At 48.8% G+C, this 19,913-nt stretch carries 13 protein-coding genes; 5 read left to right on the top strand and 8 right to left on the bottom strand.

The window, feature by feature from the left end:
* Nucleotides 1-90 precede the first annotated feature (90 nt).
* The 3 genes from AC2204_RS16380 to AC2204_RS16370 form a co-directional block, all read right to left on the bottom strand.
* Nucleotides 91-1,320 carry an ammonium transporter gene (locus tag AC2204_RS16380; protein ID WP_318926747.1) on the bottom strand — a complete coding sequence of 410 codons (1,230 nt, stop codon included), beginning with the start codon at nt 1,318-1,320 and terminating at the stop codon, nt 91-93.
* Nucleotides 1,321-1,378: 58 nt separating this feature from the next.
* Complete coding sequence (locus AC2204_RS16375) at nt 1,379-1,717, bottom strand: P-II family nitrogen regulator (protein WP_318926746.1); 339 nt, start codon at nt 1,715-1,717, stop codon at nt 1,379-1,381.
* A gap of 188 nt (nt 1,718-1,905) precedes the next feature.
* Nucleotides 1,906-2,274 carry a YacL family protein gene (locus AC2204_RS16370; protein ID WP_318926745.1) on the bottom strand — a complete coding sequence of 123 codons (369 nt, stop codon included), beginning with the start codon at nt 2,272-2,274 and terminating at the stop codon, nt 1,906-1,908.
* A gap of 68 nt (nt 2,275-2,342) precedes the next feature.
* Between AC2204_RS16370 and AC2204_RS16365 the strand changes: the two genes are divergently transcribed.
* The 3 genes from AC2204_RS16365 (at nt 2,343) to AC2204_RS16355 (ending at nt 6,121) form a co-directional block, all read left to right on the top strand.
* Nucleotides 2,343-3,539: a sugar diacid recognition domain-containing protein gene (locus tag AC2204_RS16365; protein WP_318926744.1), complete on the top strand. Its 1,197-nt coding sequence runs from the start codon at nt 2,343-2,345 to the stop codon at nt 3,537-3,539.
* Nucleotides 3,540-3,705: 166 nt separating this feature from the next.
* Entirely contained in the window at nt 3,706-4,971 is a 1,266-nt protein-coding gene (locus AC2204_RS16360) for a GntP family permease (RefSeq protein ID WP_318926770.1), read from the top strand.
* Between the two features lie 13 nt (nt 4,972-4,984).
* Entirely contained in the window at nt 4,985-6,121 is a 1,137-nt protein-coding gene (locus tag AC2204_RS16355; protein WP_318926743.1) for a glycerate kinase, read from the top strand.
* A gap of 165 nt (nt 6,122-6,286) precedes the next feature.
* On the opposite strand, the gene acnB is transcribed toward AC2204_RS16355, so the two are convergent.
* Together acnB and AC2204_RS16345 are read right to left on the bottom strand one after the other, a co-directional pair.
* Nucleotides 6,287-8,884, bottom strand: coding sequence for a bifunctional aconitate hydratase 2/2-methylisocitrate dehydratase (gene acnB, locus AC2204_RS16350; protein WP_318926742.1), 2,598 nt, complete (start codon nt 8,882-8,884; stop codon nt 6,287-6,289).
* A gap of 227 nt (nt 8,885-9,111) precedes the next feature.
* A complete protein-coding gene (locus tag AC2204_RS16345; protein WP_318926741.1) occupies nt 9,112-11,346 on the bottom strand; it encodes a patatin-like phospholipase family protein in 2,235 nt (744 codons plus the stop codon).
* Nucleotides 11,347-11,596: 250 nt separating this feature from the next.
* On the opposite strand from AC2204_RS16345, the gene AC2204_RS16340 reads away from it, so the two are divergent.
* Entirely contained in the window at nt 11,597-13,513 is a 1,917-nt protein-coding gene (locus AC2204_RS16340) for a methyl-accepting chemotaxis protein (protein WP_318926740.1), read from the top strand.
* A gap of 94 nt (nt 13,514-13,607) precedes the next feature.
* Here the strand turns inward: AC2204_RS16340 and lpdA are convergent, their stop codons facing one another.
* A complete protein-coding gene (lpdA, locus tag AC2204_RS16335; protein WP_318926739.1) occupies nt 13,608-15,035 on the bottom strand; it encodes a dihydrolipoyl dehydrogenase in 1,428 nt (475 codons plus the stop codon).
* 98 nt (nt 15,036-15,133) lie between these two features.
* On the opposite strand from lpdA, the gene AC2204_RS16330 reads away from it, so the two are divergent.
* Complete coding sequence (locus tag AC2204_RS16330) at nt 15,134-15,262, top strand: hypothetical protein (RefSeq protein ID WP_318926738.1); 129 nt, start codon at nt 15,134-15,136, stop codon at nt 15,260-15,262.
* 10 nt (nt 15,263-15,272) lie between these two features.
* Here the strand turns inward: AC2204_RS16330 and aceF are convergent, their stop codons facing one another.
* A complete protein-coding gene (aceF, locus tag AC2204_RS16325) occupies nt 15,273-17,162 on the bottom strand; it encodes a pyruvate dehydrogenase complex dihydrolipoyllysine-residue acetyltransferase (protein WP_318926737.1) in 1,890 nt (629 codons plus the stop codon).
* Nucleotides 17,163-17,175: 13 nt separating this feature from the next.
* Complete coding sequence (aceE, locus tag AC2204_RS16320; RefSeq protein WP_318926736.1) at nt 17,176-19,854, bottom strand: pyruvate dehydrogenase (acetyl-transferring), homodimeric type; 2,679 nt, start codon at nt 19,852-19,854, stop codon at nt 17,176-17,178.
* Between the last annotated feature and the right edge of the window lie 59 nt (nt 19,855-19,913).

Here is a 19,913-nt window from a genome sequence, read left to right as displayed (position 1 = left end):
GCTGCCAACTGGCAGCGCTTTCTTAAAGTTGTGAGCAAAATATATGTTACTCGTTTCTTAGTTTCTACTCTCTCGTTCGATGAAGTGAATTTATTTCACGCTGACAAACTCAGGGTAAGCATCAATACCGCAGTCATGTAAATCCATACCTGCCAGCTCTTCTTCTTCCGTTACCCGGATACCCATAGTCACTTTCAGCACTCCCCATAATGCAAGACTTGCCGCAAATACCCAGCCAAAGATGACTACCGCACCGAGTAGCTGAGCACCAAATGTTGCGTCCGCATTGCTAAATGGCACGACCATCAGGCCGAATAAACCACATACTCCGTGCACTGAAATTGCACCGACCGGATCATCAACTTTTACTTTATCAAAAGCGATGATACTGAATACAACCAACACACCCGCAACGACACCAATACTCACGGCAGCCATAGGTGATGGCGACAGTGGATCAGCGGTAATCGCAACCAGCCCCGCCAACGCACCATTTAGCACCATGGTTAAATCGGCTTTACCCCAGGTTGTTTTACATACCGCTATCGCGGCTATCGCACCTGCAGCCGCCGCGGCGTTGGTGTTTAAGAAAATCTGACCAACCGCTGTTGCATTTTCAAAGTCAGATAACATCAACTGCGAACCGCCGTTAAAACCGAACCAGCCAAACCACAGGATAAACGTACCCAATGTTGCCAGTGGCATATTTGAACCCGGGATCGGGTGGACGGAACCGTTCTTACCGTATTTACCTTTACGGGCACCTAGCAATAACACTCCCGCTAAAGCAGCTGCGGCACCAGCCATGTGGACGATACCTGAGCCGGCAAAGTCGCTGAAACCCGCTACAGACAGAAAGCCGCCGCCCCAGGTCCAGTAACCTTCCATTGGGTAGATAAATGCCGTAAAAATGATAGCGAAAAGGAGGAACGACCATAATTTCATTCGTTCAGCAACAGCACCGGATACCACGGACATCGCGGTTGCAACAAAGACCACCTGGAAGAAGAAATCAGATTCCAGCGAGTGATCGGCGCCTTCGGCCTGGCTGCCAATTAAGGCTCCAATGGAGGGTAACCAGCCGCCTTCCCCGTTCTCGAGGTACATGATGTTATAGCCGACAATCAAATACATGGTGCAGGCGATCGCATACAGGCAAAAGTTTTTAGTCAGAATTTCAGTCGTATTTTTAGATCGCACCAAACCCGCTTCGAGCATGGCAAACCCGGCCGCCATCCACATCACCAGCGCCCCTGACATCAAGAAAAAGAATGTATCGAGCGCATAACGCAACTCTGTTACCGTCGTTGTTAGTTCCATTGTCGTCTTCCTCTGTAACCACTAGATTTGTATTTATTCCATTACGTAAGAACAATGCTTAAAGCGCTTCGAGATCTGTCTCACCGGTACGGATACGCACTGCATGTTCCAGGTCATAAACAAAAATTTTGCCGTCACCAATTTTCCCTGTCTGTGCCGCCTTAGTGATTGCCTCAACAATGGCATCAAGGTTCTCGGCCTGAGTCGCTATCTCCAGCTTTACCTTCGGCAAGAAATCGACCTGATATTCAGCGCCGCGATATAGCTCGGTATGCCCTTTCTGACGGCCAAATCCTTTAACCTCAGAGACTGTCATCCCCTCAACGCCAACATCCGATAGTGCTTCACGAACATCATCCAGCTTGAAAGGTTTAATAATTGCATTAATCAATTTCATCGCCTGCTCCTTTAATTCAAATTCCTTATGATTGACACAAGTTAAGTAACAAGCTTTATGCCAAGTTTTAAAGCTATTAAATTTCAGCAACTTAAATAAAATAAAACGAGGAAACGAAAAAGGCCGCACCATATCGGTGCGGCCTTTTCACTGAAACGATGCAAAAAGAAGAGAATTCAGGAAACCTATTAAAAGCGAGTCACGAATGCACGCCATGCATGCAAAACCTGCTCAAGATCTTCAAAACCACACAACGACATACTCTCTTCGTCATAAAAATGCATGTCTTCATCAAACTCATCATCTTGTTCTGAAAACATGCAGTTAGCCTGTACTAAAGCTTCGTTATCCTGCAGTACCAGCGAGAGGTCTTCTCCCAGCAAACGCCATTCTTTGGTGCTATTTTTTAGCGCACCAATCTGGGCCTCTATCGTATCCATCTTATCAAAGTCTTTACCGACCTCTTCCAGCAACCAGCGCCCCAGTGCTTCATGGCCCATCGAAAAAATCACATGATAGCTACCGTCCAGGGTATTTTTCTTAAATTCGTAGTCCATAGCTATCCTCAAAATCTGGTAGTGTAATGTGTGTTGAAGTTCGCACATTTTCAGGATCTGAACCAATAATGCAACTAAATGCGACCATTGCGCGGCAAATCGTTGAGCGCACCATGAAGATCATTAAATATTCCGTCAATGTCATGGATGATCAAGGACGGATCATCGGCTCCGGCGATCCTTCTCGCCTCAACCAACGTCACGAGGGTGCCATTCTCGCTTTAAACGATAACCGTATTGTCGAAATTGATCAGGCGACTGCGCAGCAACTGAAAGGAGTTAGGCCAGGGATCAATCTACCGATAATATTTCAGGATCAAGCTATCGGGGTGGTCGGAATTTCAGGCGATCCCAGTGCGATTCACAATTATGGCGAATTGGTCAAGATGACCGCCGAATTGATCGTCGAACAAGCCGCTTTAATGGCACAGATTCAATGGAATAAACGTCACCGGGAAGAGTTGGTATTACAGCTGATCCAGGGGACGGCACTCAATGAGAACCAACTTTTATCGATTGCGGAGCGACTAGAGCTCGATCTCTCCCAGCCTCGTATCGCCGCCATTGTTAAAGTTTACCCGACCAAAGGGGAAATTTTATCCTTGGAACATATTCAGCGGTTGGTCCACCTTCTCGAGTATCCAGAACGCGATAACCTGGTTGGGATCGCTTCAGTCTCCATGAATGAAGTGGTGGTGCTGAAACCGATCACTTTAGATGCTAACGGCTGGTCCCGTTCATTAGAGCAAAAACGCGTTCATAAGCTGATAACGCGGATAGCGAAAGAAGGTAACTTCCGTATTCGCATTGCACTGGGAGACTATTTTCCTACATTGCAGGGGCTCTCTCGCTCTTTCATGACCGCCAAAGCAACATTAGAAGCCACAACATACCATAACGATCCAAGCAGCCACGATCCAAGCCATCATGATCGAAGTAAACATAGCAGCAATACCAATGAAGTGCTGTTTTATCAAGATCACATCTTACCGGTATTACTCAGTGGCTTAAAACATGACCCATGGCGTCATGAGTTATTAAACCAGCCGAGGGTACAATTAGAACATCACGATCCTCGTGGTGTACTGCTCAAAACCTTGAAGACATTTTTCGCCCAAAATTGTGACTTAGCTCAAACCTGCGAGAGCCTTCATATTCACCGAAATACCCTGCGTTATCGGATAGAAAAGATAGAACAAATAACCTCCTTATCTTTCAGTAAGATACCTGACAAAACAAGGTTGTATCTCGCACTAATCAATTGACCCTGGAAAATATCAAATTGTGCAATTGCACAATTTGACGATTCTAACCTTCATTTTATTTGTCATCTTGCCTAAAGCATCGTCTCCCCTAACTCAGTACAGTTGCCTCCACTCAAACACACTGTGTTTATCGACATATTTCACTCACTATGGATAAGCGAAGATGATGGTAGAAGTCTCAACCCTCGGTGCTCTGGCCGCATTAATTGTTGCAATCAGTTTGATCTTAAAGAAAGTTCCCCCCGCTTACGGCATGATCATCGGCGCCCTGGTCGGTGGTATTGTCGGTGGCGTATCACTGACTGACACCGTCAGCCTAATGATTGGCGGTGCTCAGGGCATCGTCACTGCAGTGCTGCGCATTCTCGCCGCCGGTGTGCTGGCTGGGGTATTGATTGAATCTGGCGCGGCAACGTCGATAGCTGAAACCATCGTGAAAAAAGTCGGTGAAACCCGTGCCCTGCTTGCACTCGCTGTCGCCACCATGATCCTAACGGCTGTCGGCGTCTTTGTTGACGTTGCCGTTATTACTGTTGCACCTATTGCCTTAGCAATCGCACGTCGTGCTGATCTATCGAAAATGGCGATTCTACTTGCGATGATTGGTGGTGGTAAGGCCGGTAACGTAATGTCACCCAATCCAAATGCCATTGCCGCAGCCGATGCCTTCAATGTTCCGCTGACATCCGTCATGATGGCAGGTGTTATTCCCGGTTTATGCGGGTTAGTTCTCGCCTATTTCATTGCCAAAAAGCTCGTTAACAAAGGCACTAAAGTACAAGAATATGAGGTCGTCGCGGTTGATCATAGTCGCCTGCCTAAGTTTTCCGCTGCCATTGTGGCACCTTTAGTCGCTATCGCACTGCTTGCGCTACGTCCAATTGCTGGCATTAATGTTGATCCGCTTATTGCGTTGCCTTTAGGCGGTCTGATGGGGGCTGTTATGATGGGGCGTTTTCGTGATACCAACCATTTTGCAGTCTCTGGCCTGAGCCGTATGGCGCCCGTTGCAGTCATGCTCTTAGGTACCGGTACTCTGGCAGGCATTATTGCCAATTCTGGTCTGAAAGGCGGCCTGATTGACATCCTTACCGCATCGGGTCTGCCGTCTTATCTACTGGCGCCAATCTCCGGTGCCATGATGTCGCTGGCCACTGCATCGACAACAGCAGGTACAGCGGTTGCATCAAGTGTCTTTAGCCATACCATCCTTGAATTAGGTGTGCCCGCATTGGCTGGTGCTGCAATGATCCATGCAGGTGCAACCGTGGTTGACCATATGCCGCACGGCAGTTTCTTCCATGCCACAGGTGGTGCTGTTCACATGGACATTAAAGAACGTTTAAAACTGGTTCCTTACGAATCTGCGGTCGGTCTGATGATTGCCGTCGTTTCCACTCTTATTTTTGGTGTCTTTGGTCTGTTCGTTTAAGAGGCTTACTGCTATGAAAATTGTTATTGCACCTGATTCTTATAAAGAAAGCCTGACGGCAATGGAAGTCGCGACGGCGATTGAAGCGGGCTTCCGTCAGGTACTGCCCGATGCCGAATATTATAAACTGCCGATGGCTGACGGCGGTGAAGGCACGGTTCAGTCTCTGGTTGATGCAACCAACGGCACCGTTATTGAGTGCCCGGTAACGGGGCCGATGGGCGAACCGGTACAAGGTTTCTATGGCCTGATGGGCGATGGTAAAACAGCTATCATTGAAATGGCTGCTGCGTCTGGCCTGCATCTTGTACCAACCGAGCAGCGTAACCCCTTGCAAACGACCACTTATGGTACTGGCGAGCTGATCAAAGCGGTACTCGCTCAGGGGGTCGAGCATATTATTGTCGGGATCGGCGGTAGCGCGACCAACGATGGCGGTATTGGCATGGCACAAGCCCTTGGTATTCGCATGCTTGATGCTGATGGTAAAGAAATTGGCTATGGTGGTGGCGCACTGGCTCGCCTGAATACGATCGATATGTCCGGTTTAGACCCTCGTCTGGCAGACGTAAAACTCGAAGTGGCTTGCGATGTCGATAACCCCCTTTGTGGTCCTAAAGGTGCTTCGCATGTCTTTGGCCCGCAAAAAGGTGCAACACCAGAAATGGTCGAGCAGCTCGACGCCAACCTGGCCCGTTATGCAGAAATCATCAACCGCCAACTCGGGCGTGACGTAAAAGACATGGCAGGGGCGGGAGCTGCCGGAGGATTAGGTGCCGCACTGCTTGGTCTGCTACAAGCCAGCCTGCGCCCGGGAATAGACATTGTCATGGATGCGGTTAACCTGAGTGATATAGTGGCAGATGCCGATCTTGTGATCACCGGTGAAGGGCGGATCGACAGCCAGACGATTCACGGTAAAACACCGATCGGTATTGCTCGTACCGCGAAAAAATTTCACCTTCCGGTGATCGCCATTGCGGGCTGTGTGTCGCGAGACAGCAATGTCGTGTATGACCACGGTATTGATGCCGTCTTCAGTGTCGTTCCTCGTGCCATGGCACTGAGTGATGCTCTGAACGAGGCCGCTTTCAATGTCCAGATGACTGCGCGTAATGTCGCAGCCATGTTTATGGTCGGGAAAAGGTAACCATTCAGTTTCGAGTTTCGAGTAACTAATGATAACCCCCACATAAAGAAAAAGAGCAAGCTCACCGCTTGCTCTTTCTTATTACATGGCCTCGGAACGGATCAATATGATGACGAAACAAAGAATGTCTCGGATCCAGCAACTCGTCCCTCGCCTCTGTTACCTCTACACTGCCGTCTGGATAATCACATCATCCGCTTTCTTGGTATAGCTTTCCATACGATGGAAATTCAAGTAACGGTAGGTATCAGCGGCTGTTGCATCAATCTGCTTCGCATACTCCAGGTACTCTTCCATGGTTGGAATACGACCAAGGATCGCCCCCACGGCCGCAAGTTCAGCAGAAGAAAGATAGACATTGGCTCCCGTACCCAATCGATTCGGGAAGTTGCGCGTTGATGTCGACATCACGGTCGCGTTATCGGCAACACGCGCCTGATTACCCATGCAGAGCGAACAACCCGGGGTTTCAATACGCACCCCGGCACGGCCAAAGATACCGTAGTAACCTTCTTCGGTGAGCTGATCTCTATCCATCTTGGTTGGCGGAGCCACCCATAGGCGGGTCTCTAACTGGCCGCCGAATTTCTCAAGCAACTTACCTGCGGCACGGAAGTGACCGATATTGGTCATGCAAGAGCCGATGAACACTTCATCAATCTGTGTTCCCTGAACATCAGACAGCAGACGCGCATCATCCGGATCGTTTGGCGCACAAAGAATCGGCTCTTTGATATCAGCCAAATCAATGTCGATAACGTGTGCGTATTCCGCGTCTTTGTCAGCTTCCATTAGCTCAGGATTAGCCAACCACTCTTCCATTGCCGTAACACGACGCTCGATAGTACGACGATCGCCGTAACCTTCAGCGATCATCCACTTCAACATCACGATGTTGGAGTTCAGGTATTCCGTAATCGATTCTTCAGACAGCTTCACGGTACAACCTGCCGCACTACGCTCAGCGGATGCATCAGACAGCTCAAAGGCCTGTTCAACCGTCAGGTGTTCAACACCTTCAATTTCCAGTACCCGGCCAGAAAATTCATTAATCTTACCCGCCTTCTCTACGGTCAACAGCCCTTGCTGAATCGCGTAATAAGGAATGGCATGCACTAAATCACGCAGGGTAATACCTTCTTGCATTTCACCTTTAAAGCGAACCAAGATAGATTCAGGCATATCAAGCGGCATCACACCGGTTGCCGCAGCAAATGCTACTAAACCAGAACCGGCAGGGAATGAAATACCCAGCGGAAAACGGGTATGTGAATCACCACCGGTACCGACGGTATCAGGCAGTAGCATACGGTTTAGCCATGAGTGGATAACACCGTCACCCGGACGGAGTGATACACCACCACGGTTCATAATGAAATCCGGTAGCGTATGGTGAGTCTTCACATCAATGGGTTTAGGGTAAGCCGAGGTATGGCAGAAAGACTGCATGGTTAGGTCGGCAGAGAAACCCAGACACGCCAGGTCTTTCAGTTCATCGCGGGTCATAGGCCCGGTGGTATCTTGCGAACCCACCGTTGTCATCTTGGGTTCACAGTAGGTGCCGGGACGAACGCCTTCAACACCGCAGGCTTTACCCACCATTTTCTGCGCTAAACTATAACCTTTACCGGTATCTGCTACCTCGCTCGGACGGCGGAATACTTCAGAAGCAGGAAGAGAAAGTGACTGGCGCGCACGATCTGTCAGGCCACGCCCGATGATCAGCGGAATACGGCCACCAGCCCGGACTTCATCAATCAGTACATCGGTTTTCAGTTCAAACGTCGAAACCACTTCATCGCTGCCGTGATGGCGAACTTCACCTTTAAATGGATAGACATCAATCACGTCACCCATATTCAGTGCAGTGACATCGACTTCGATAGGCAATGCGCCGGCATCTTCCATGGTATTAAAGAAGATAGGGGCAATCTTGCCGCCCAGCACATAACCACCGGCACGCTTGTTCGGTACATATGGAATGTCATCACCCATAAACCAAAGCACGGAGTTAGTCGCCGATTTACGCGATGAACCGGTACCCACAACGTCGCCCACGTAAACTAACTGGTGGCCTTTTTCTTGCAGCGCTGCAATTTGTTTAATGGGCCCAATTGAGCCTGGTTGATCCGGTTCAATGCCTTCACGGGCATTTTTTAGCATGGCTAAGGCGTGAAGTGGGATATCAGGACGCGACCAGGCATCCGGTGCCGGTGACAGATCATCGGTATTGGTTTCGCCCGTCACTTTAAACACGGTCAGGGTAATTTTTTCAGCCAGTTCCGGCTTAGACAGGAACCACTCAGCATCAGCCCATGACTGTATAACTTGCTTGGCGAAGTCATTACCCGCTTTAGCTTTCTCTTCGACATCATAGAAAGAGTCAAACATCAGCAGGGTGTGAGAAAGCGCCTTAACCGCAATAGGAGCAAGTTCGGCATCATCAAGCAGAGAGATAAGTGGTTCAATGTTATAACCACCCTGCATGGTGCCAAGAAGTTCTGCGGCTTTTTCTTTGCTAACAATAGGAGAGACTGCTTCACCTTGAGTGATGGCGGCTAAAAAGCCCGCTTTAACATAAGCAGCTTCATCTACGCCAGGCGGAATACGGTTTTCTAGCAGATCAAGCAGTGCAGACTCTTCACCTGCTGGCGGTGTTTTTAACAGCTCGACCAGATCGGCAACCTGCTCAGCATTTAAAGGCTGAGGGACAATCCCTTCTGCTGCACGCTCTTCGACGTGTTTACGGTAGGCTTCAAGCACGACATATTCCTCATATTACGGTTTAACCTTAATTGGTCAAACATCCTTGGAAGTGGTTTATCTCCTCTCATCATGCGCGCTGTATTGTTTCTCAAACTCAGATCCAAATGCGGGCAGAAGGAATCAAAACCGTTCGCTCACTTTACCAGTTTTAACTTAAAATTAAAATCCACTCTGTTTTTACAACATTCACATTTTCAGCTAATTAGCCGCGGCAATTCGGATATTCAGAACGCTCCGCCCAAAAACAGATAGAAAGAGTCAAAATTTTCTTCGGTTCGGCCATAGGCCAGAATTAACGGCCCCGCCGGGGTTTTAATACCGCTGAAAATACTACCCGCCCAGTATTTAGGCACTTCAGCAAAAGGTAACGAGTTATCATTGAATACCCCGCCCCATTCAACCGAGCCGCCAATATAGACCGGCGATTTGAACAGGCCAAAGTCATTATCCATCAGACGATAGCGATAGATGGCAGCAGAAAATATTTTGTTATTACCCGCCAGACTATTTTTCGGAATGCCTGACAGGTGTAAGAACCCTCCCAGCTCTGCCGGTTCCAGCTGCAGATCTTCATCCGATTTGACACGCCCGTATTCCGCTTTTCCCATAACAGTGTGGCGTTGATAGGTATAGGCTCCTTTCCATCGCGCCTCGGCCAGAAAGGCAATATCGCTGATTGATTCACCAAAATATTCAACGTTATCATCTGAAACAGCAAACTCTACTTTCAGTAAATTACCGTAGCTCGGCAAGCTATAATCATCCAGCGTGTCGAGGTTATAGCTAATATAGCCAACGTTGCTGCTGCGTGACAGGGTTCCTAATAGCTCACCAAAAAAGCCCGGGAAAGTCACATCACCGTCAATATAGCGATAGCCTAAGCGTACCTCCTGCCACAGTTCTGGCTGCCAGCCCAATGACGCATCCAGCGCTGTCTTCACATACTTTGCTGATATAAAGTCATCAATATCGGCTAACAAAGGCTCGGCTTCATTGAGCGCCAGGTTTTTATGGCTGATTTCATACTCTGCACCGAGCAAAGCAAACCATTCCTGATCGCTGATAAAGGGCAGATACATTTCAGTTGCCGCCCTTTTATCGGTACCGAATTCCAGCTCGGTTCGCCACTCGGCCCCCGCATCACTTAAGCCGGTGACATTAAATGCCACACCGATCGAATAATCCGTGGTGTTTTTAAAGTCATCTTCGAGCGCAAAACGTAAATCAACAAAGTTCGGCCCCCAGCTTTTTTCCTGAACATCCAGAGCCACGACATTTTTTCCGTGCTCTTGTTCAATGCTGTAATCAATCCGCTCGAATCGATCCAGAGCATAAAGATTACGAACGCTATCAGCGAGTTGTTCTGCACTGATTGTTGCTCCGGATTCGAGATCCAGCCGCTTAAGCAATGCCTCATCTGAATATTGGCTATAATTGGCAAGGCGAATTTCATCAACCCGCAGCTTATCGAAATGCTTCAACTGACGGCGGCGATGCTGTTTATTATCGATATAGGTCTGATAGGTTACCGAGCTGCCAAGCTGAGACAGCTGCTCTTTCATCGCCATCGTCGTATTATAGCCAATCTCATACGCTTCTGGCATTCGCTGAAAATCGATGGTTTTAATGCCCTGGGTATCGGGTCGGATCAAGAAATCCCGCTCACTGAGCAATGCGATCTGTTGCGTCACATTATTGCGAACCATAAAATCTGTCAGCTGATCCATCACGGCAAAGTAATTATTCAGCTCATCGCGGCGTTTAAAATCATTGCTGATATCGACCGCTATAATAATGTCGGCCCCCATCTCCTTTACCACCGAGATCGGTAAGTTATTGGTGATACCGCCATCAACCAGTAGCTGGTCGTTCAACGCCATTGGCGGTAAAATACCGGGAATAGACATGCTGGCTTGCATGGCCTCCGCTAAATCCCCTCTGGCCAATATCACCGGTTGTAAAGACTCAATATCACTGGCTACCGCCCGAAACGGGATCGCCAGCTGATCAAAACTCTCAAACTTAGGCAGCCCCCCTGACGTCGAGCGTAAAATCTCGCCCATTTTTTGCCCTTGAACAAAGCCTTTGGGCATTTTCAGTTCCCACAACCCAAAACCGATATCCGTCTTAATCTGAAAACGATCTTCCTGCTGCTTTTCCCTGACCCGACGGTCACTGCGCTCGACACGATCCTGATAGCCTGAACTCCAGTCCACGGTGTCAATAAAAGCTTCTATTTCATCAGCACTCATACCTGTCGCATACAAGCCTCCGACATAAGCTCCCATGCTGGTTCCGGCAATATAATCCACCGGAATATGCATTTCTTCCAGCGCTTTCAACACCCCGATATGAGCAGCCCCCTTCGAGCCGCCGCCACCAAACGCCACGCCAATTTTAGGCCTGTCATCCGCTAACGATTTAAAGGATAGCAACAGACAAAAAGTGATATTAATCACTAAAGTTATGTAACAAGTGGACCGATAAACACAGGAGTGCCGATTTTTCAGTGATGGATTCACAAATATCATTCTCTTTAAAATCCGTGAACTGAACACATACACCAATAAAATTAATTAATATCAATCACTTAATTAATTACAATAATATTAAGATTGGCATATTTGCAAATACTTCTTTAGCTGTTCAAATCGCCCTGAAGCGAAATAGCTACTTATTAATATCACAACAGACAAGTAACTCATCATTATGACGTTCAACCAACTAACCATAAAACAAAAGCTGATCTTTGCGATAGTGCTTGCCGTACTGGCTTCGACGGCCCTGGTCGGATTTATCAGCCAGAACCAAGCCCGTAATGTGGTCGAAGAACGATTATTAGCGTCCGAACTTCCAGCCACTTTGATCCAGATAAGAGAAACTATCGACAAAGAAATAGCGGTTATACAATCTGCTGCGGAGCAATTGGCCACTAACCGCTTTATTATCGAGTTCTATAATGGTGCCCGTTCACCTCAACAAGAAGCGCAACTAGTTCAGATTCTGAATGATATCAGAATTCAATATAACTTAGTCGACTCCTCTGTTGCTGATCGGAGCAGTAATCATTACTGGAACCAGGATGGATTTCTCCGCCGCCTCAATCAGCAACAGGATGGTTGGTTCTTTGATTATAAGAACAGTGGTGATGCCAAGATGCTAAATGTCTTTCGTGAAGCCAACGGTGACGTAAAACTCTTTGTGAACTTCCAGCAGCTTAATGGCCAAGGCATGTCAGGCTTGTCTAAATCATTAAATGAAATGGTCACGTTCATTAATCAGTTTCAACTGGAACAAAGTGGCTTTGTTTACCTTACCGATGCCGAAGGCATGATCCGCCTGCACAAAGACAGCGGGAAAATGGGTAAAACCGACCTGAACCAACTCTACGGCTCGGCTATTGCCCGCCAACTGCTAAACAAAGACAGCTTTAACTTTGCAGAATCTGAGGTCGGCGGACAAGCGACCCTGTTGGCGACCAGCTATATCCCTTCCATGGGCTGGTATATCGTTGCAGAACTCCCGAAAGAAGAAGCCTTTGCCGGCCTTAACCAGGCCCGAAACGAGATCATGATGTGGACGGCTGCTATCGCGGTCATTTTTGTTCTGCTCGCTATCTGGCTGGCCAGTAACATCACCCGTCCAATCGAACGCTTAGCCTCCGTGTTCAAAGATCTGGGTGAAGGCGAAGGTGATTTGCGTCACCGCATTGAGATTCAGGGTAAAGATGAAATTGCTCAGCTCGCAGAAGGCTTTAACAGCTTCATCGGCAAAATCCATTACTCGGTCAAAGAGGTCGCTGAAACGGGTAATGCCCTGCGTGAGGCCGCTGAATCGGTCGCGACTCAATCACAAATGACGCTTGATAATAGCCACAGCCAGCGCGACCGCACCATTCAGGTGGTTACCGCCATCAATCAGATGGGGGCGACCGTTAACGAGATAGCCGGTAATGCGGCCCAAGCCGCCGAGGCCGCGCATGGCGCTGAAGAAGCAACCAACAATGGCCAGGCTATTGTGACCCAGGCCAGAGATACCATTAATCAGTTATCGGGCGATGTCGAACAGGTCAGCGAAGTCATTGGCTCCCTGGCGAACAACACCCAGGCTATCGGCAGTATCTTAGATGTGATCCGTAGCATTTCAGATCAAACCAACCTGTTGGCGCTGAATGCTGCGATTGAAGCCGCCCGGGCCGGTGAGCAAGGGCGTGGTTTCGCCGTGGTTGCCGATGAAGTTCGCAGCCTGGCCAGCCGCACAGCAGATTCTACCGATGAAATTCAAACCATGATCAACCGCCTGCAGGAAGAGGCAGGCAATGCAGTAACGGCGATGCAGCAGAGCCGCCAGCTGACCTCTGACGGAGTGTCAGCAACGGATGAGGCATCCGGGGCACTGGTCTCGATAGCCGATCGCATTACGCTGATTTCAGATATGAACACCCAGGTGGCAACGGCAACTGAAGAGCAATCGACCGTGGTGCATGATATTAACCGCAACATCGAAGAGATCAACGAAACCACCCAGCGCACGGCAGATACCGCGACTGAACTGGCTCACTCCAGCCAGTCTCTACGCGAACTGTCTAAGCGTTTGGATGAAATGGTGGGGACGTTTAAGCTTTAAAAAGCAGGGCGAGATCGCTCGAGACTCGCCCCTCTCCTCTGTTTTTCGCACAAAAAAAAGGAGCCTTATGGCTCCTTTTCAGAATACGAAAAAATTACTTCTTCTTTTTCTTCGCTTTCGCATTCGGTAAGTCAGTGATGCTACCTTCGTAGATCTCTGCCGCCATACCGATTGACTCGTGAAGCGTTGGGTGGGCGTGAACCGTCAGAGCGATATCTTCTGCATCACAGCCCATCTCGATCGCCAGGCCGATTTCGCCAAGCAACTCACCGGCATTGGTACCGACGATAGCACCACCGATAACGCGGTTAGTGTCTTTATCGAAGATAAGCTTCGTCATACCGTCAGCACAGTCAGATGCGATTGCACGGCCCGATGCCGCCCAAGGGAAAGTGGCGGCTTCGTAGTTGATGCCTTCCGCTTTCGCTTCTTTCTCGGTCTTACCTACCCAAGCAACTTCCGGCTCCGTATAGGCAATTGAAGGGATCACTTTAGGATCGAAGTAGTGCTTCTTACCCGAGATCACTTCAGCCGCAACGTGGCCTTCATGCACACCTTTGTGAGCAAGCATAGGCTGGCCTACAATGTCACCAATCGCGTGAATGTGAGAAACGTTCGTGCGCATCTGCTTATCGACGTTGATGAAACCACGCTCATCGACATCAATGCCCGCAATACCCGCATCAAGCAGTGTACCGTTAGGAACACGGCCGATTGCAACCAGTACCGCATCATAACGGGTCGGCTCAGCAGGTGCTTTCTTGCCTTCCATTGATACGTAGATACCGTCTTCTTTGGCTTCAACCGCGGTCACTTTCGTTTCCAGCATCAGGTTGAACTTGTTCTTCACACGCTTGGTGTAAACTTTAACGATATCTTTATCTGCAGCAGGGATCACCTGATCGAACATTTCAACAACGTCGATCTGAGAACCCAGAGCGTGGTAAACCGTACCCATTTCAAGGCCGATGATACCGCCGCCCATGACCAGCAGTTTCTCTGGCACTTCGTTCAGTTCCAGCGCATCAGTAGAATCCCAGATACGTGGATCGTCATGCGGGATAAATGGCAGTTTAATTGGACGAGAGCCCGCTGCAATAATCGCATTGTCGAAGTTAACTGTTGTTGTTTCTTCGCCTTCCACAACGATGCTGTTAGGACCGGTAAATTTACCGAAACCATTAACAACCGTCACTTTACGCATCTTAGCCATACCGCCAAGACCGCCAGTCAACTGATTTACAACTTTTTCTTTCCACAAACGGATCTTAGAGATATCAGTTTGAGGTTCGCCAAAAACGATACCGTGGTCGGCCAGCGCTTTGGCTTCTTCAATAACTTTAGCTACGTGCAGTAGTGCTTTCGATGGGATACAACCCACGTTCAAGCAAACACCACCTAGGGTGTTGTAGCGTTCGATGAGTACTGTTTCCAGACCCAAGTCAGCACAACGGAATGCTGCGGAGTAACCGGCAGGACCGGCACCAAGTACCACGACCTGGGCTTTGATTTCTTTGCTCATCTTGACCTCGTTGTAGTCTTTTATCCCTGACAGGCTTGTAAAGATATTCGATTTTATTGTTTTTCAGCCACATAACATTTTACAGAGGTGTTAACGGAGTGAAAAATAAAATCACAGAGCCTGTGAGCTATACAACAATTCCGGTATCAGATTTTTCACTGATACCGAAATTGGGCGGTAATAACCTTACGGTTGCTGTCTTGTCGGTGACCGAAGTCTGTTCCTAATTAAAAATAATTAAAGAACCAGACGACGAATATCAGACAGACAACCGTTGAGGTAAGTAATGAAACGCGCACCTTCAGCACCATCGATCACACGGTGATCGTAAGACAGTGACAGAGGAAGCATCAGGCGAGGTTCGAAGTCCTTGCCGTTCCATACTGGTTTCATTTCAGACTTAGATACCCCAAGGATACCGACTTCTGGTGCATTTACGATTGGGGTAAATGCAGTACCGCCCAGGCCACCAAGGCTAGAGATAGTGAAACAGCCACCCTGCATATCTGCAGCCGTCAGCTTACCAGCACGTGCTTTCTTAGAAACAGCCATTAGCTCTTCAGACAGCTCGTAGATACCTTTCTTGTTCACGTCTTTGAATACCGGAACAACCAGGCCGTTTGGCGTATCAACAGCGATACCCACATTCACATACTTCTTCAGGATCAGGCTTTCACCGTCTTCTGAAAGAGAAGAGTTGAAGGACGGGAATGCTTCAAGTGCTTTAGCAACAGCTTTCATGATAAACACAAGCGGCGTGATCTTCATGCCTGTGTCTTTCTTCGCTTCAATTGCGTTCTGCTCTTTACGGAATGCTTCCAGCGCAGTGATGTCTGCGTTATCCCACTGTGTAACGTGCGGGATCATTACCCAGTTACGGTGCAGGTTAGCGCCAGAGATCTTCTTGATGCGAGACAGAGGCTTCGTCTCAACGTCACCAAACTTGCTGAAGTCAACTTTCGGCCAAGGTAGCAGACCCAGTGCAGAACCGTCGCCACCTTTAGCTGATGCCGCAGCACCAGATTCAAGGCGCTTAAGCGCTTCTTTCACGTAGTTCTGTACGTCTTCTTTCTGGATACGGCTCTTACGACCCGTTCCTTTCACCTTAGACAGGTTAACACCGAACTCACGAGCAATACGGCGAACAACTGGCGATGCGTGCGCATACTCGTTGTTTTCCTGGAAGTCGCCCGTTGCAGCCGGAGCGGCTGGTGCCGCTTGAGCTGCAGGTGCCGGTGCGGCTGCTTGAGCAACAGGCGCCGCTGCAACCGGTGCAGGCGCTGCGCCCGCCACTTCAAAGACCATGATCAGAGAACCAGTAGACACTTTGTCACCAGCCGCGATCTTGATTTCTTTAACGGTACCCGCGAACGGTGCCGGTACTTCCATAGAAGCCTTGTCACCTTCAACCGTGATCAGAGATTGCTCTTCTTCAACGGTATCGCCAACAGCAACCATGATTTCAGTCACTTCTACTTCGTCACCGCCGATATCCGGTACGTGAACGTCTTTTGCTGCAGAGGCTGCTGGTGCAGCTGCAACCGGTGCCGCCGCTTCAACGGCAGGTGCTGCAGGTGCAACTGATGCGCCAGAGCCTGCCACTTCAAAGATCATCACCAAAGAGCCCGTTGATACTTTATCGCCAACTGCAATTTTGATTTCTTTTAGTACCCCAGCAAACGGGGCAGGTACTTCCATTGATGCTTTATCGCCTTCAACAGTAAGAAGAGATTGCTCTTCTTCGATGCTGTCGCCAATAGCCACCATGATTTCAGTCACTTCGACTTCGTCACCACCGATATCCGGTACGTGAACTTCTTTCAGCTCAGCCGCCGCAGGAGCCGCTGCAACAGGTGCCGCCGCTTCAACTGCAGGTGCTGGCGCAGCGGCTGCGCCTTCTGCTTCAAAAATCATGATTAAAGAACCGGTAGAAACCGTGTCGCCTTCAGCGATTTTGATTTCTTTAACAATACCCGCTTGAGAAGCTGGTACTTCCATAGAGGCTTTGTCGCCTTCTACAGTGATCAGAGATTGCTCTTCTTCAACCTTGTCGCCAACGCTAACAAGAATTTCAGTGACTTCAACCTCGTCTGCACCAATGTCAGGTACATTAATTTCGATTGCCATGTTTTATTGCCTCTTACGCGTATAGCGGGTTCGTCTTGTCAGCGTCGATCTCGAATTTCGCAATTGCTTGTGCAACGACAGATTTCTCGATATCACCACGTTTAGCCAGTTCAGTCAGTGCCGCAACTACCACGTAGCCCGCGTTAACTTCGAAGTGACGACGTAGGTTTTCACGGCTGTCAGAACGACCGAAACCATCAGTACCAAGTACTTTGAAAGATTCAGACGGCATGAATGCTCGAACTTGCTCAGCATAGTTCTTCATGTAGTCCGTTGCTGCGATTGCAGGTTCACTGCCCATTACTGTCGTGATGTAAGGTACTTTCTGCTCTGCTTCCGGGTGCAGCATGTTGAAACGCTCAACATCTTGGCCGTCTCGCGTCAGCTCATTGAATGAAGTAACGGAGTAAATGTCAGAAGCTACGCCGTAATCATCGCTAAGGATCTGAGCGGCTTTGCGTACTTCGTTCATGATCGTACCAGAGCTCATCAACTGAACCTTAGGCGCTTTTGCTGACTCAGAACCAGCGTAAGATTCCAGCTTGTAGATACCCTTACGAATGCCTTCTTCAGCGCCTTCCGGCATTGCTGGCATTGCGTAATTTTCGTTCATTAGCGTCAGGTAGTAGAACACATTCTCTTGGTTCTCACCGTACATGCGACGAATACCGTCTTGCATGATAATCGCCAGCTCGTAAGCAAACGTTGGATCGTAAGAGATACAGTTAGGTACTGTGTTCGCCTGAATGTGGCTGTGGCCATCTTCGTGCTGCAGGCCTTCACCGTTTAGGGTCGTACGGCCAGCCGTTGCACCGAGTAGGAAACCACGTGCTTGTTGGTCGCCCGCCATCCATGCCATGTCGCCAACGCGCTGGAAACCGAACATAGAGTAATAGATGTAGAACGGGATCATCGGCAGATCATTGGTGCTGTATGATGTTGCCGCAGCAACCCATGAAGACATTGCACCAAGCTCGTTGATACCTTCTTGCAGTACCTGACCTGACGTTGCTTCTTTATAGTAAGAAACAACGCTACGGTCTTCAGGGGTATATTCCTGGCCGTGCGGGTTGTAGATACCAATTTGACGGAACAGACCTTCCATACCGAAGGTACGTGCTTCATCGGCGATGATAGGAACGATGTTCTTACCAATGCCTTTGTTTTTAAGCAGGATGTTCAACGTACGAACAAATGCCATTGTGGTCGAAATATCACGCTTTTGCGCGTCAAGCAGTGGCTTGAACTCTTCAACCTCAGGAATAGCCAGCTCTTCAGTGAACTTAGGCAGACGCTTTGGCGTGTAACCGTACAGGGCGTTACGACGGGCATGCAGGTAATTATACTCAGCAGAACCTTCTTCCAGCTTCAGATACGGAAGAGACTTCATGTCTTCGTCAGCAACCAGATCTTGCAGGCCAAGACGATCACGCAGGTGCTGAACATGCGTCATGTCCATTTTCTTCACACCGTGAGCAATGTTCTTGCCTTCGGCCGCATCACCCATACCGTAACCTTTAACGGTTTTAGCAAGGATGACTGTTGGACGACCCGTGGTTTCTTTTGCATTGTTGAACGCAGCGAACAGCTTAGAAGACTCGTGACCGCCACGCTTCAGCGCGAAGATCTCGTCATCGGTCATATCGGCAACCAGCGCCGCTGTCTCTGGGTACTTACCAAAGAAGTGCTCACGTACATAAGCGCCGTCTTTAGCTTTGAATGTCTGGTAGTCACCATCGATAGTTTCGTTCATTAGCTGAAGAAGCTTACCGGTCGTGTCTTTCGCTAGCAGCGCATCCCAGTTGTTACCCCAAACCACTTTCACCACATTCCAGCCAGCACCTTTGAACAGGCCTTCCAGCTCTTGAATGATCTTGCCGTTACCCATAACAGGGCCGTCTAGACGCTGTAGGTTACAGTTGATCAGGAAGCATAGGTTGTCTAGCTTTTCACGCGAAGCGAACGAAATTGCACCGCGTGATTCTGGCTCATCCATCTCACCGTCACCCAGAAACGCATAGACGCGCTGAGCAGATGTCTGCTTAAGACCACGACCTTCCAGGTATTTTAGGAAGCGGGCTTGATAGATGGCAGAGATAGGGCCAAGACCCATAGATACAGTCGGGAACTGCCAGAACTCAGGCATTAGTTTAGGGTGCGGGTATGAAGGGATACCTTTACCATCAACTTCTTGACGGAAGTTATCTAACTGCTCTTCAGTTAAACGGCCTTCAACAAATGCACGAGAATAGATACCCGGAGATATATGGCCCTGGTAGTAAACCAAATCGCCGCCATCAACTTCATTTGGTGCACGGAAGAAGTGGTTGAAACATACTTCGTAGAAAGCAGATGCCGACTGATAAGAAGCCATGTGGCCACCCAGGTCTAAATCTTTCTTAGAAGCACGTAGTACGATCATGATTGCGTTCCAACGGATAATGGAACGAATACGACGCTCAAGAGTGGTATCACCCGGATACGCAGGCTCTTGTGCAGCTGGAATCGTATTAATGTAGTTAGTAGTGATGCCCGTTGGCATATCTACACCGTCTAAGCGTGCTTTATCCAACACTTGCTCAAGTAGGTACTGAGCACGTTCTACACCTTCTTCACGAACTACTGATTCAAGAGCTTCTAGCCACTCTTGAGTCTCAAGTGCGTCAACGTCATTTTTCATGACTTCAGACATGCGATCTATCCTTTCGTTGATAATCTACAAAACTAACAATGTCGCGACTGTTTACTACC

This window comes from Photobacterium sp. (assembly GCF_057456235.1).
This window is presented reverse-complemented; position numbering and strand designations above follow the sequence as displayed.

Coding starts and splice junctions, on each gene's coding strand:
- AC2204_RS16370 (WP_318926745.1), bottom strand. CDS start 2,274: ATGGACTACGAATTTAAGAAAAATACCCTGGACGGTAGCTATCATGTG.
- AC2204_RS16360 (WP_318926770.1), top strand. CDS start 3,706: ATGGTAGAAGTCTCAACCCTCGGTGCTCTGGCCGCATTAATTGTTGCA.
- AC2204_RS16375 (WP_318926746.1), bottom strand. CDS start 1,717: ATGAAATTGATTAATGCAATTATTAAACCTTTCAAGCTGGATGATGTT.
- lpdA (WP_318926739.1), bottom strand. CDS start 15,035: ATGAGCAAAGAAATCAAAGCCCAGGTCGTGGTACTTGGTGCCGGTCCT.
- aceE (WP_318926736.1), bottom strand. CDS start 19,854: ATGTCTGAAGTCATGAAAAATGACGTTGACGCACTTGAGACTCAAGAG.
- AC2204_RS16355 (WP_318926743.1), top strand. CDS start 4,985: ATGAAAATTGTTATTGCACCTGATTCTTATAAAGAAAGCCTGACGGCA.
- AC2204_RS16380 (WP_318926747.1), bottom strand. CDS start 1,320: ATGGAACTAACAACGACGGTAACAGAGTTGCGTTATGCGCTCGATACA.
- aceF (WP_318926737.1), bottom strand. CDS start 17,162: ATGGCAATCGAAATTAATGTACCTGACATTGGTGCAGACGAGGTTGAA.
- AC2204_RS16365 (WP_318926744.1), top strand. CDS start 2,343: ATGCAACTAAATGCGACCATTGCGCGGCAAATCGTTGAGCGCACCATG.
- AC2204_RS16340 (WP_318926740.1), top strand. CDS start 11,597: ATGACGTTCAACCAACTAACCATAAAACAAAAGCTGATCTTTGCGATA.